Consider the following 13,258-nt stretch of genomic DNA (forward strand, 5'->3'; position numbering starts at 1 on the left):
TGTTTCGTGAATGCGACGAATCTGCCCGAGGGGTTCCGGTTTGATCAATCCAATACATCCAGCGACGCGAACGCTTTGTTAAAGCTGACGAACACCGCTGTTCTGGAAAAGCAGGAAGGCGAGCCAGTCAGCCACGGGACCAAGCTTGAGATCGCCAATACGGCATTTGACAAATCGAGCGTCGTTCACAGCGATCAATACACCGTCGACTATACGATCAAAATCAACCAGGCCGGGGCAGATCTCAGCACGGTCTGCCCGGACGGTCTTGTCATCACCGATACAATGAGTGAGGAATTACTTCTGGATCCCGACAGCGTTGTTTTAAAGCAAGCTGAAATTCAAGCCAACGGCGATTTCAAGGAAACGGATACGATTGAAGGAACAGCCGTTCAGGTCAATGGCAATCAGGCGGTGTTTACGCTGCCTGCCGCGCTGGATCTCAACGGTTCCTATGTGCTGCACTATTCGGCCTTTGTCAACGTCGCCGCCAAAGGTGAGTTTGCGCTGTCCAACCTGGCCGGGATGGGAGATCAGAGCAGCGGTTTGGCCAACAGCGATGCAATCCAGTTCCAGTCGAAGTATTCCGCCGGTTCGGCGATGCGGATCCCCGGACGCGCCAGTCTGGAGCTGACGAAAACCGCAGCGGATGACAATACCCCGGTCACGGGGGCCGAATATGGTCTGTACGCAAAAAATGCCGCGGGCGAAACCTACCTGATGCAGAAGGCCGTCACCAACAGCGAGGGCAAAGCGCTGTTTACCGCGCTGAAAACAAAGGCGGGCGAGAACGAATATGTAGTGAAGGAATTGAACGCACCGCAGGGATTTGTGCTCGATACTACGGAATATCCAGTGACAATCACCGCGAAAGCGGGGACGATTCAGCTTTTGAAGGTCAGCGATGCACGGCTGCGTGGGGAGGTTGTCTTCCTGAAACAAGATCAGTATGGCAAGCCGGTCTCCGGCGCGCTCTTTGCGATTTATAAAACGGAAAGCGGCAGCTTTGATGAAACGACGCAGCTTTCCCAGGCTGCCAGCGACGATCACGGCCAGGTTCATTTCACGGATCTGGAACTAGGCCAGACCTATGTGATCGCAGAGCTGAGCGCTCCGCAGGGGTATGAGAAAACGGACGAATTGTTTGAGGTTACGGTCGACGCCGACGGTGTTGCCAGTGCGCTGAGAGGTCAGGAAAGCGGTTTGGAAATTCACGCTGTGATCAATCAGAAACATCCGGCCCCGCCAGCTCCAGAACAACCAGAATCTGAAACGCCGGCGTCTTCGGCCCCGGCAGCTGTTCTGCCTTATACCGGAGATCGGGAGTTTGTGCTGGCACTGGCCGGCGGCTTCATTCTGATTGCCGCGGGATTGGCGCTGACATTGAAAAAGCGCCGCCACGGATGAAAACGAAAATTTTCGGACTGATCCTGTTGGGCGCCGGGATTCTTCTGGTTTCCACGACGGTAGGCAGCCGGATTCTGGAACTGAAGCAACGGGAAGCGCTGATTGCGCAGACCCGCAGGACTCAGGGGATTCACGAAGAAGCGCAGACAACAGAATTCATGGATGACGATGCCCGATTCTCGTTCGCGGACGGCCCGGCGCTGCTGCGGATTCCGTCGCTGGATCTGGAGGAAGCGGTGTGCGAAGGCACCGCGGCGCAAACACTGAGGATAAGTCTGGGTCACATGGAAAATACCGGGGAACCGGGCGGTCCGGGCAACTGCGTAATCGCCGGTCACCGCAATGTCGTGGGTGGTTTCTTTCACGATCTGCCTTCAATCGCAATCGGCGCTGAAATCATCCTTCAACAAGGCAGCAGTTCGGTGGTTTATGAGGTCTATCAAACCCTGACCGTAACGCCGCAGGACAATTCTGTGCTGCTGAGCGATGGGACGGGTCAGCTGACGCTCATCACCTGCAGCTCGGCGATCGAACCGACGCATCGCTTCGTTGTCCAGGCCCGGCTGAAAACGACAGACTCATAAATTGCGAAAGCGATCCTCCTTCATTAACGATACTTAATAATGAAATGATTGACACAAAAAGCTCTTTTTCTTATGCCTGAGGAAAAAGAGCTTTTGTATTATTCCGAACCCGCGGCAGAAACCTGAAAAAAAACGAAACGCCGCAATCCTGCAGGATTATAACGTTTCGTTCTTCATGGGGTCTGGTTTAATTGTGTCTTGTTCAGATCATTCCATATCCGGATCGGTTTCGTCCAAATGGCCTTCATCCAGATAATACCGCGTATCTTTGACGATGACCTGGGTCAGAAGCAGCACCGCGATCAGATTCGGAATCGCCATCAGGCCATTCAGTGTGTCCGCGATCGTCCACACCAGATCAAGCTTCATCGTGCAGCCCAGATACAGCACGACGATCCACAAAACACGGTACGGCTTCAGGATCTTCTTGCCGAACAAATACTCCATGCACCGTTCGCCATAATAACTCCATCCCAGAATCGTCGAGTAGGCGAACGTCAGGATGCCGAAGATCAACAGCGGCGTGCCGATGACGGGAATCTGCGCGAAGCACAGCGTCGTCAGTTCGCCGCCCTCCAGGCCGATCGTGGAGATCGCCGGGTTGGCGAGGATGCTGGAAACGAGCACCAGGCCGGTGATCAGGCAGACGACGACAGTGTCCCAGAACGTGCCGGTCGAGGAGATCAATGCCTGACGGACCGGATTGCGCGACTGGGCTGCGGCGGCGACGATCGGCGCCGACCCCATCCCGGATTCATTGGAGAACAAACCGCGTGCGCAGCCATACCGGCAGGCCGTCATGATCGTGCTGCCGATAAACCCGCCGGCCATCGCCCGGGGCGTAAATGCCGCCTGCAGAATCAGCTCGATCGCCGGAAGCAGATACGCCCTGTTATAATACAGAATGTAGAAGCAGCCCAGCGTATAAAATAACGACATGAACGGAACCAGCTTCTCGCACACGTTGGCGATCGACTTGACGCCGCCGAAGATGACTAAGAACGTCACGGCCGCCAGCACCAGACCGACCAGCGAAGCGTTGAAATGAAAATTGGTAACCAGCGCGTCGGCAATCGCATTGGACTGTACGCTGCAGCCGATGCCAAACGCCGCCAGCCCGGTTAACAGCGCGAACGCCACGCCCAGCTTGGGATGGCCGATTTTTTCCAGCACGACCATCGCGCCGCCCAGATAGGTGCCGTCTTCCGTTTTGCGGCGGTATTTGACGGCGATCAGACTTTCCGCATACTTGGTGGCGATGCCGAACAACCCGGTCAGCCATGTCCACAGCACTGCGCCCGGCCCGCCGGAAACGATTGCGGTCGCCACGCCGATGATGTTGCCGGTGCCGATCGTGGACGCCAGCGCTGTCGTCAGCGCCGCGAATGGACTGATATCCCCCTCGGTTTTATCCGGCGTGACCGATAATTTGATTCCCTTGAAGACCCAGCGCTGCACGCCGCGGGTGCGGACGGTCATCCACAGATGCGTGCCCAAAAGCAGAAGAATCAACGGCGGCCCCCATAGTACCGCGTTGAACTGACTGAAAATCTCATTTAATAATTCCATAATTCTAATCCCTCACCGATCTATTTTACCTCGGCGCAGGGGAATCGAAAAGTAAAAGTTATCGGGAACAGATAATTTTCATCGCAAAACCTTTGTTCTTTCCCTTGGGATTGAGTAAAATGAAGATCAGAGAAGCCGGTTGAGATTGCGGCGGCAGAGTTTTTAAGTTCTGTTCGCCAAGCGCAAAACGGCGGCTTGCATTTGAGAAAAAAGGAGGTTTAAGTCTATGGAATTGATAAAACCTGATTACCGCAAAGGAATCTTGAGCGTGATCAACGCCTGGCGGCAGCAGCTTGGATTGAGCGTCCATCACCCGGCGGATCCGCAGGTGAGCGCCTGGCTGGCTGACCATCAGTGGAATCAGATCGTCGTGCTGTTGATCGACGGGATGGGCTCCCGGCTGTTGGAAGCCAAACTGGAAAAGGACAGCTTTCTGCGGACGCATCAGCTCAAGGAAGTGACGACGGTCTATCCTTCAACCACCTCGGCCGCGACGACCAGCGTGCTCAGCGGGAAATCCCCGGCGGAAAACGGCTGGATCGGCTGGCATCAATATTTTAAGGAACTGGATGATTCCTTGATTCTGTTCATGAACCGCAGCTATTACGGAGAGCGAAGCTATCCTGATTACTCGTATACGCATATCCCGTTTCTGAATCAGAAGGAAGAGCTGATCCGGCAGGGGAAAACGGCGCTGGAGCTGTATCCCGCTTTCCGCGAAGGCGGGGCGCATAGCTTCGATGAATTGTGCGATCAAATCGCCGCGCACAGCCAGGCTCAGGACGCGCAGTTCATCTATGCCTATTGGGATCATTTCGATTCCCTGATGCATGTGAAAGGTCCCTCGGATCCGGCGTGTACGGAGGAATTGAAGCAGATCGACGCGCGCTGCCGCAGGTTGGCCAGCGAGCTGGATCCGCGGACGGGCCTGATCATCATCGCTGATCATGGACAGGTCGACGTCGACAACATCAATCTGAAAGAGGATCCTGAGCTGCTGGACTGTCTGCGCTTTGGCCCGACGGTGGAGCCGCGCGGCACAGCGTTCTTTGTGAAGGATGGACGGCTGGCGGAGTTCAGGGAAAAGTTTGAACGGAAATATGGCGACCGGTTCGTATTGAAACCCTCGCAAACCTGGCTGGACGAAGGACTGTTCGGTCCGGGTCCGATCCATCCGCGGACGCGGGAATTCCTCGGCGATGTTTTCGCGGTTGCGATCGGTTCCAGCTGCCTTGGTCTGTGGGAAAACGGGAAGCCGCCGTTTAAGGGTCAGCACGCGGGACTGGGTGTGGAGGAAATGATGATTCCGGTGATTCTGGCCGCGCGGGAATCGGAGGATCCAGATGCGTTGGTTTGATCCGGAAGACCGCAGCGAAGCGGTGATCACGGCCCAGCGGCATGTGAAAAGCAGTCACGGTACCTCAGCGCCGCCAGTTCTGCCGGAGGTGTGCGTGTTGTTTGAAATGGGGCGGGCGCTCGATCAGCTGCGTCAGGATTACCCCTGTGAGGTGATCAGCGAACATCTGCCCTGTTTTCTGGATAATCCGCCGTGTCTGAGATTGCGGGATGCTCCGCATGTTTGCTTTACGAAAGGCGGCTATGGCGCGCCTGCGGCGGTTGATACGCTGGAAACTGTGCTGGCGCTGGGCGTAAAGAAGGTGATCGTCGCCGGCTTGTGCGGTGTTTTCGATCCCCGGGCGCAGGTGGGGGACGTTCTGATTCCGGCGCGGATTTACAGTGAGGAAGGCACGTCCAGACATTATGCTGAAAACTGTGAATGGGCGGAGGCCGATCCTGCGCTGCGCGCTTTTCTGAATCAGGCGATGGCGAAGACGCTGCCGGTCAAGTCTCTGGATACCGTGACCACCGACGCAGTCTATCGTCAGACGATGAACAAGGAAGCGGCCTGGCGTGCGCTGGGCTGCGTCGGGGTCGACATGGAAACCGCCGCCCTGCTTCAGGTCTGCGCGGTTTACGGCATCCCGGCTGCGGCGATGTTGTTGGCGTCGGACGGTCATCCGCTGCCTGAGACCAACGCCGGCTGGCGCTGGGGCAGCGTGAACTTCGCCGAGGTCAGAAAACGCTACATCAATCAGGTCATTCAAGCCGGCATGCGGTTGGCTGAAGAATGCTGGACTGAGGAATTAACGGAAATTCCTGTCCTGTCAATACTGTGCTTCTTATCGCTTCGCTGCTTTTCCTGAAAAAACAGCGAAGCTTTTTACTTTTCCCGCTTGATTTCTGCTATACTGAAACTGGAAAAGAAAGCGGAGAAAGAGGCGCGGAAAGGGGCAGTCAAAATGATTCGCAAAGCGTTTAAAATGAAGTTGTACCCCGGCAAGGAAGCAGAATACAAACGGCGGCATGATCAGCTGTGGCCGCAGATGAAGCAGATGATCCACGACTACGGCGGGCATGAATATTCGATCTTTCTCGATCCCAAAACGCTGACGTTGTTCGCGGTGTTAGAGATTGAGGACGAGGAGCGCTGGGCGGCTTCGGAGCAAACGGAAATCTGCCAGAAGTGGTGGGATTCGATGGCGGAGCTGATGGAAACCAACCCGGACAACAGCCCGGTCAGCGTGGACTTAATCCCGGTGTTCTATTTGAAATAACAGGAATAAGGAGAGGATCAGATCATGACGCAACGTCCTGATGGCAGATCTCGATATTCTTCATAAGGAGGGAAAAAACATGACGGTTTCATCAGAAAAATTCCGGCTGGCCGCTGCGGATTATGCGCTTCTGGGAGTTGACGTGGAAGCGGCGCTGAACACGCTCGCCGGAATTCCCATCTCGATTCATTGTTGGCAAGGCGACGACGTGATCGGCTTCGACGGGGCCGGGGCGGTCTCCGGCGGCATTCAGGCGACCGGCAATTATCCCGGCCGCGCGCGGAATTTCACGCAGCTGAAGCAGGATATTGAAACGGCGCTGCACTTGCTCCCTGGAAAGCACCGGCTGAATCTGCATGCCAGCTATGCCGTGTTTGAGCCAGGACAAAAGGTAGACCGCGATCAGCTGAAGCCGGAGCATTTCCAGCCGTGGATCGCTTTCGCAAAGGAAAACGGACTGGGGCTGGACTTCAATCCGACGCTGTTTGGACATCCGCTGGCGGAGGCTGCGACCCTTTCCAGCGAAGATGAAGCAATCCGGCAGTTCTGGATCCGCCATTGTCAAACCTGCATCAAAATCGCTGAAGCTTCCGCGGATCAACTGGAAGACACAAGTCTGGTCAACATCTGGATTCCCGACGGATTAAAGGATATTCCAGCTGACCGGACTTCTCCGCGCGCCCGATTAAAAGCTTCGCTCGATCAGATTCTGACGTTGGATTATGACCGCTCGAAGGTGAAGATCGCCGTGGAATCGAAGGTATTCGGCATCGGGATCGAAAGCTACACCGTCGGCTCGCACGAATTTTACATGAATTATGCCGCACAGAATCAGCTGCTTTGTCTGTTGGATTCAGGGCATTACCATCCGACGGAAATGATCAGCGATAAAATTTCGTCGATGTTGTTGTTCAGTGATGAGCTGGCGCTGCACATCAGCCGGCCGGTGCGCTGGGACAGCGATCACGTCGTGCTGTACGACGATGAAACGCGGCAGATTGCTCAGGAAATCATCCGCAATGACGTTCGCCGGATCCGCATCGCAACCGATTATTTTGACGCCAGCATCAACCGGATCGCGGCGTGGGCAATCGGCGTGCGCAGTGTCCGCAAAGCGCTGCTCAACGCCCTGTTAACGCCGCAGGCAACGCTGGCTGAGCTGCAAAGACAGCGCCGTTTCACCGAACTGATGGCGCTGCAGGAACAGCTGAAAATGGCGCCGCTGGGGGCGGTTTGGGAGACTTTCTGTCAACGTCAGGGCGTACCGGGCGAGCAGGAATGGCTGAGAGTCGTACAGGACTATGAACGTCGTGTTCTGGCAAAACGGGAGGAAGAGGAACAAGGATGAAATGTTTGGAAACACCCTGGATGCAGGGAATGATTCGGATGTGCGGCGACGGCTTCCGGCAAGGATGGCACGAGCGCAACGGCGGCAATCTGTCGTACCGCATCCCGCAGACCGAGCTTGAGACGATTCACAATCAGCTGGATTTTGGCCAGCCCTGGCAGCCGATCACGGCCAAGGTGCCGGGGTTGGCCGGCGAGTTCTTCGCCGTGACGGGAAGCGGCAAATATATGCGCAACGTCGAGCTGAATCCGGCCGCCAATCTGGCGATCATCGAGATCAGCGCCGACGGCACGCAGTACCGGATTGTCTGGGGCTTGACCGAAGGCGGAAGACCGACCAGCGAGCTGCCGACGCATCTTATGAATCATGAGGTGAAAAAACGCGTCACGCAGGGGAAGCACCGTGTGATCTATCATGCCCATCCAGCCAACCTGATCGCCCTGACGTTTATCCTGCCTTTGGAACCTGCGGTCTTTACGCGGGAGCTGTGGGAAATGGCGACGGAATGTCCGGTCGTGTTTCCAGAGGGGGTCGGCGTGGTGAAATGGATGGTGCCGGGCGGCCGGGCGATCGCCGAGGTGACGAGTGTGCAGATGGAACAGGTGAACGCCGTCGTCTGGGCGCATCATGGATTGTTCTGTTCAGGAACAGATTTTGATGAAACGTTTGGCTTGATGCACACGATTGAGAAGTCTGCCGAGATTTTGATCAAGGTGCTTTCCGTGACTCCGCATAAGCGGCAGACGATCACAACGGAGGATTTCATTGCGCTGGCCGAGGATTTTCACGTCACGCTGAACCCTCAGGCGCTGCATCGAAACGACTGACTGAAAGATAAAAAAACCGAAGTATTAGAATTTTGGTCAAAAATAAAAAAGAAACAGTCGCTATTTTTTTACAGTCATATCTACCCTGCAACAAGCGCCGGCTTTCTTTCTGAAAATGATGAAGGGGTTAAAAATATTGAAGCAGTAGACTACCATTTCTGGATAATGCACGTTTGCTGAAGACAGAAGATATGATGCCTGTGTATACTATAATTATTTTTTCCTTTCCAAAAAAGCAGCGCTGATTTCATTGTTCGATTAAAGGAAAACAGAAGCCTTCTATTCAAAAAAGTTAAGAATATAGGGCAAATCGCAAAAAGCAGAAAAAGAAAGATAAGAATGAATATGTTCTTCCGAGAGCTGAACAGAAAAATCTATATCTCTGCTACTCGAGTAGAATTGCCCAGCCACTCCGGCTAATGTTTAACCTTAATCATCGTCTAGGGGATAAGCGAAGAAAAGCCAATGATGTTGCTTACAAATAAAAGGGTAAAAGGCAAAGACGATGTTATCTAAATTGTGAGAGACTACATGAGCTGCTGGCAAATTGAGGAGAATTTCAAATTCAAGAAACAACAGTATGGATTTGAAGGAGTGAGAGTCAGGACATGAAAAGCATTAAATAATCTGAATACGATGCTGATGGTTAGATAGGATATATCGGATTATTGGCTGAAAAAATAGATAAGAAATTATTGATAATCAAAATCATAGAAAGAAGCCGTTCCATAAAAAGTAATGCCTATTTCTGGTTCTACCAAATCAATAAAGGGAAAAAGAGTATATTGAGTTATGTACATACGGGGATAAAGAAATTTCAATTCATAGATTATCACAAAGATTTCGAGCAGCTAACGTTGAAGTTATAAGTAAAAATAAGAATATGAAATTTTTACTTTGACAAAGGATGGTTTTCTTATACTTAAAAGTGAAAATCTTTGGCAGAAGCAATAAATTTAGTGACTGGATACAAAGCGAGCTTTAAATTACGTCTGAAAAAATAGAGAAACACCGAAACTCAAAACCTTCCTAAATTGAAATATCCTGAAAAATTGGATATAATATCGCTTACTACTCATTGTCCAATCGCCCCGTGTAAAGGAGGCTTTTATGATAGAGAAACATATTGCTGAAGCAACTGAATGTGATTTCAAGGTTGCGTTGGAAATGAAGAAACCAAAAAGCTGGCTAAAAAGCGTCAGTGCATTTGCAAATAGCATCGGCGGTACGCTGTTCTTTGGTGTTGCCGATGACCGAAGCATTTATGGTCTTGAGAATGTTCAGACCGATGCCGAAACCATTAGCCGCCTGATTAAAGAGCGCATCACTCCGCTGCCGCAATTTGTACTTACACCGATGCAGGAAGATGGCAAAAACATTCTGGAGCTTACTGTAGCTGCCGGTCGTTCTACGCCTTACTATTACAAAGCAGACGGCATTATGGAAGCTTATATTCGTGTAGGAAACGAAAGCATTGCTGCCCCGGATTATGTGGTAAATGAGTTGATTTTGAAAGGCACAAATCGTTCCTTTGATGCGCTGGCTACCGATGCGAAAAAATCAGATTACAGCTTTACACTTTTGGAAGCCACCTATCTGGAACGGACAGGGCTTCACTTTGAGCCATCTGATTACATTTCCTTTGGTTTGGCAGATAAGAACGGTTTTTTGACAAATGCGGGAAAACTGCTTGCCGACCAGCATATCGTGTACAATTCCAGAGTGTTCTGCACTCATTGGAATGGACTTGAAAAAGGTTCCATCTATGATGATGCGTTGGATGATAAAGAGTTTGAGGGCAACCTGATTTATCTACTGCAAAATGGCGGCGATTTCGTCCGCAATAACTCCAAAGTACGATTTGCAAAGGAAGCACACTACCGGGTAGATAAGCCTGACTATGCAGACAGGGCAGTGACTGAAGCCTTGGTAAACGCCCTGATCCACCGGGACTACATCATCCTTGGCAGTGAAATACACATTGATATGTATGCTGACCGTCTGGAAATTCAATCGCCGGGTGGAATGTTTGAAGGAAAACCAATTCAGGAATATGACATTAATGCTATCGGTTCGGTGCGCCGCAACCCAATCATCGCCGACCTGTTCCACCGCATGAAATTCATGGAACGCCGTGGCAGCGGATTGAAAAAGATATTGAATGAAACAGCAAAGCTCCCAGGATATTCTGAACAGCTGAAGCCAGAGTTCTACTCTACGCCAACTGACTTTCGGGTGGTTTTGAAAAATGTGAATTACAACTTGTTGGCAACCCCACAAGATAACCAACAAGTCACCCCACAAGATAACCAACGAGTTAGCACAGAAGAAAAGATAATGATGTACTGTAAAGAGCCGCATAGCCGTAAAGAAATTGCTTTGCATTGTGGATATAAGGATGTCCGTTATTTTTCTTCCAGCTATTTGCATCCGCTTATGGCACAGGGAAAATTGCTAATGACTATTCCAGATAAACCGAACAGTAGAAATCAAAAATATATCGCAGCAACAAAAACTAAGTAATATAAAAATGCAGAGCGCTATCTAAAAGGTTCTTAATCGAATTTGGGTAAAGATAAAAAGGCAAGGTAGGATAAAGCTTCATTTAACGCTTTATCCAGCCTTTTTCTTTGTATGGACATTCTATGCCTACCCGAAACCAAGTAAGAATCGCATAAGAATGGTTATTATTTTTCAAAGGATTTTTTTGAAAAAACAGGGTGAAAGAATAATGCGGAATTTTGAAGAAGAAATCAGTAAACTGTTTTTGTGGTATAAAACAGAAGTGGAGAAATTGTTTGAGAAATATAAAGAAAGTATGCACGGTTTGGATGGCTGCTCGGATGAATATCGCTTTGAGCTTAAAGCGCTGCAAAATCAACTGGATAAAGAAGAATACATACAACTAAAAAACATGATAAGTAGCGCGAGCAATCGCGCTTTTATCATGTCCTTGTGTAATGTGTAAAAAGGCAGACGGTCAAGTGAAGCAACGCGTGAGAAAATAACAAGAGGGGCGCAGGATAAGAAAGGATTTAGAAGATTCAGGTTTCGTTTCGGATCTGATCGACAAGATCATCTATACCTGTAATCATAATTTCCCGGGGATCAAAAATGGCAAGACAACAGAAACATCCGCAGCGCTGATCCTGAAGTCACTGTGCTTTGTGATGCACGGAGAAAATACGCGCTTTTTCAAGATCATTCATAATTGGAATCCTCTGATATTTGTTTTTCTTCCTTCATCATCTGGCGGCATTGCTGGGGACTGAGACCGAAGCGGTTTTTGAATACCCGGCAGAAATAATGCTGCGACGTGAAGCCGCACTGTTCGGCGATTTCCCACATCAGATACGGCTCTGGACTTAGCAGCATCGTCCGCGCCTTCGTCAGCCGTTTTTCGTTGATCAGTTCGCTGAACGTACAGTTGACTTCTTCTTTGATGATCCGCGACAGATAGGAAGCGGAAACGTGAAATTGTTCAGAGAGCTGATTGAGCGAAAACTCGCTGTCCGTCGCCCGGCGATCAATTTCCTGCAGCACCTGTGTGATCATCCGGCGGTCCTGATGCTGCGGGACCACGATCCGGGAGGTTGTGATCTCCTGCTGGAGCATCGCCGCGCAGCGATCCAGCACGGCGCTGAGCTGTTCCTCGGTGACCGGCTTCAACAAGTAATCGACGACATGGTAGCGGCACGCTTTCTGCGCGTATTCAAAGTCGCTGTAGCCGGAGATGATCACAAACCGCAGCCGCGGATCCTCATGGTAGCGCTCAATGACTTCCAGTCCGCTGACTAACGGCATGTTGATATCCATGAAGACGATCGACGGCCGCAGCTGTTCGATCATCGCACACGCTTCCTCTCCCTGGGCCGCGGCGCCCACCACTTCCATATCCTTTCGGCAGTGGCCGATCATCCTGGTCAAGCCCCGCCGGGTCATCGCTTCATCGTCACAAATTAATACTTTCCACATCATGATCCTCCTCAATTGCCGGAATCCGCACTGTAACCACCGTGCCCTGTCCGCTCGCGCTGTCCAGCGTCAGTCCGTAGTCCTTGCCATAGGTTAAACGAATCCGCTGGTGGACGTTGACCAGGCCGAAGCCCAGACTGCTTTTTCCCGTGTCGAACGCCCGGCGCAGCTGGCCGAGCGTTTCGGAGTCCATTCCCACACCGTTGTCGCTGACCTTAATTTCCACGTCCGCACCGCGGCGGCGCGCCTGAATCGACAGCGTACACGGATGCGGGCACGGTTTGATGCCATGCGCAACCGCGTTTTCCGCCAGCGGCTGCAGCAGCAGCTTCAGCATTAACAACGATTGCGTTTCAGGCGAAGCTTCAATCGTGAAATCAAACTGATCCGCAAACCGCATTTTCTGTATTTCCAGATAATACCGGACGTGATCCAGCTCGCGCGGCAGGGGGATGAACTCGTCGCCGCGGCTCAGGGAAATCCGGTAAAAGCTGGATAACGTGCTGATCAGCTGAAGCATGTCTTCGTCGTTGTGATCGTAAGCCATCCAGTGCAGCATATCGAGCGTGTTGTAGAGAAAGTGCGGGTTGATCTGAGCTTGCAAGATCCGCAGCTCGGCCCGCCGTTTTGCTTTTTCCTGATCGATCAGCTGGTTCATCAGCCGCTGGATCTGGGCCGTCAGCTTGTTGAAGGAACGGGCCAGCGTTGCGATTTCATCACCGCCCCGTTCTTCTGCCCGGATGCTCAGATCGCCGGTTCCGGCCTGGTCCATGGTGGCGCACAGCTGAGCCAGCGGCCGGCTGATCGTGCGGGAAAGCAGGATCGCCGCGAAGATCGTCACGCCTAACAAGACGATCCATACCATCGCCAGCGTTCCCAATAAAGAATAGGTGTTCTGCATCAAGACGGAACGCGGCACCTGCGTACAAGATC

General features: G+C 51.8%; 12 protein-coding genes. 9 read left to right on the plus strand and 3 right to left on the minus strand.

All coding sequences use genetic code 11. The features are described from left to right. Nucleotides 1–1,407 (plus strand): SpaA isopeptide-forming pilin-related protein (locus AC5OW4_RS11705; protein WP_493676996.1); only part of this gene is annotated, 1,407 nt, incomplete at its 5' end. Then, nucleotides 1,404–1,991, plus strand: a complete 588-nt coding sequence (locus AC5OW4_RS11710) for a class D sortase (RefSeq protein WP_195547887.1) — start codon at nucleotides 1,404–1,406, stop codon at nucleotides 1,989–1,991. The genes AC5OW4_RS11705 and AC5OW4_RS11710, both read left to right, overlap by 4 nt. Nucleotides 1,992–2,198: 207 nt before the next feature. On the opposite strand, the gene AC5OW4_RS11715 is transcribed toward AC5OW4_RS11710, so the two are convergent. Next, nucleotides 2,199–3,560: an alanine/glycine:cation symporter family protein gene (locus tag AC5OW4_RS11715; protein WP_072682867.1), complete on the minus strand. Its 1,362-nt coding sequence runs from the start codon at nucleotides 3,558–3,560 to the stop codon at nucleotides 2,199–2,201. Nucleotides 3,561–3,786: 226 nt separating this feature from the next. Here AC5OW4_RS11715 and AC5OW4_RS11720 point away from each other — a divergent pair, with 226 nt between their 5' ends. From AC5OW4_RS11720 to AC5OW4_RS11750, 7 genes are all read left to right on the plus strand, one after another. Continuing rightward, nucleotides 3,787–4,917: an alkaline phosphatase family protein gene (locus AC5OW4_RS11720; RefSeq protein ID WP_195547888.1), complete on the plus strand. Its 1,131-nt coding sequence runs from the start codon at nucleotides 3,787–3,789 to the stop codon at nucleotides 4,915–4,917. Next, on the plus strand, nucleotides 4,904–5,764 hold the full coding sequence (locus AC5OW4_RS11725) for a nucleoside phosphorylase (RefSeq protein ID WP_072682866.1): 861 nt from the start codon (nucleotides 4,904–4,906) through the stop codon (nucleotides 5,762–5,764). Before AC5OW4_RS11720 ends, AC5OW4_RS11725 begins: the two co-directional genes overlap by 14 nt. A 96-nt stretch (nucleotides 5,765–5,860) precedes the next feature. Beyond that, the gene (rhaM, locus tag AC5OW4_RS11730) at nucleotides 5,861–6,175 is read left to right on the plus strand and encodes an L-rhamnose mutarotase (protein WP_072682865.1); all 315 of its coding nucleotides are present in this window, start codon (nucleotides 5,861–5,863) and stop codon (nucleotides 6,173–6,175) included. A 79-nt stretch (nucleotides 6,176–6,254) separates the two neighbouring features. Continuing rightward, nucleotides 6,255–7,523 (plus strand): L-rhamnose isomerase, encoded by a 1,269-nt coding sequence (locus AC5OW4_RS11735; protein ID WP_072682864.1) that lies wholly within the window; start codon nucleotides 6,255–6,257, stop codon nucleotides 7,521–7,523. Beyond that, nucleotides 7,520–8,350, plus strand: coding sequence for a rhamnulose-1-phosphate aldolase (rhaD, locus tag AC5OW4_RS11740; RefSeq protein WP_072682863.1), 831 nt, complete (start codon nucleotides 7,520–7,522; stop codon nucleotides 8,348–8,350). Before AC5OW4_RS11735 ends, rhaD begins: the two co-directional genes overlap by 4 nt. A 1,110-nt stretch (nucleotides 8,351–9,460) precedes the next feature. Next, nucleotides 9,461–10,873, plus strand: a complete 1,413-nt coding sequence (locus AC5OW4_RS11745) for an ATP-binding protein (protein ID WP_072682861.1) — start codon at nucleotides 9,461–9,463, stop codon at nucleotides 10,871–10,873. Nucleotides 10,874–11,081: 208 nt separating this feature from the next. Further along, nucleotides 11,082–11,318 (plus strand): hypothetical protein, encoded by a 237-nt coding sequence (locus AC5OW4_RS11750; RefSeq protein WP_139248513.1) that lies wholly within the window; start codon nucleotides 11,082–11,084, stop codon nucleotides 11,316–11,318. A gap of 233 nt (nucleotides 11,319–11,551) precedes the next feature. Here the strand turns inward: AC5OW4_RS11750 and AC5OW4_RS11755 are convergent, their stop codons facing one another. Together AC5OW4_RS11755 and AC5OW4_RS11760 are read right to left on the minus strand one after the other, a co-directional pair. Then, entirely contained in the window at nucleotides 11,552–12,325 is a 774-nt protein-coding gene (locus tag AC5OW4_RS11755; protein ID WP_072682859.1) for a response regulator transcription factor, read from the minus strand. Further along, nucleotides 12,303–13,258, minus strand: a 956-nt coding sequence (locus AC5OW4_RS11760; protein ID WP_493676997.1) for a sensor histidine kinase, incomplete at its 5' end; no start/stop codon positions are given. The genes AC5OW4_RS11760 and AC5OW4_RS11755, both read right to left, overlap by 23 nt.

The organism is Holdemania sp. (assembly GCF_986127675.1).

Excerpts from the sequence above, each read along its gene's own strand:
- AC5OW4_RS11710 (WP_195547887.1), top strand. The coding sequence starts at position 1,404 with ATGAAAACGAAAATTTTCGGACTGATCCTGTTGGGCGCCGGGATTCTT.
- AC5OW4_RS11715 (WP_072682867.1), bottom strand. The coding sequence starts at position 3,560 with ATGGAATTATTAAATGAGATTTTCAGTCAGTTCAACGCGGTACTATGG.
- AC5OW4_RS11720 (WP_195547888.1), top strand. The coding sequence starts at position 3,787 with ATGGAATTGATAAAACCTGATTACCGCAAAGGAATCTTGAGCGTGATC.
- AC5OW4_RS11725 (WP_072682866.1), top strand. The coding sequence starts at position 4,904 with ATGCGTTGGTTTGATCCGGAAGACCGCAGCGAAGCGGTGATCACGGCC.
- rhaM (WP_072682865.1), top strand. The coding sequence starts at position 5,861 with ATGATTCGCAAAGCGTTTAAAATGAAGTTGTACCCCGGCAAGGAAGCA.
- AC5OW4_RS11735 (WP_072682864.1), top strand. The coding sequence starts at position 6,255 with ATGACGGTTTCATCAGAAAAATTCCGGCTGGCCGCTGCGGATTATGCG.
- rhaD (WP_072682863.1), top strand. The coding sequence starts at position 7,520 with ATGAAATGTTTGGAAACACCCTGGATGCAGGGAATGATTCGGATGTGC.
- AC5OW4_RS11745 (WP_072682861.1), top strand. The coding sequence starts at position 9,461 with ATGATAGAGAAACATATTGCTGAAGCAACTGAATGTGATTTCAAGGTT.
- AC5OW4_RS11750 (WP_139248513.1), top strand. The coding sequence starts at position 11,082 with ATGCGGAATTTTGAAGAAGAAATCAGTAAACTGTTTTTGTGGTATAAA.
- AC5OW4_RS11755 (WP_072682859.1), bottom strand. The coding sequence starts at position 12,325 with ATGTGGAAAGTATTAATTTGTGACGATGAAGCGATGACCCGGCGGGGC.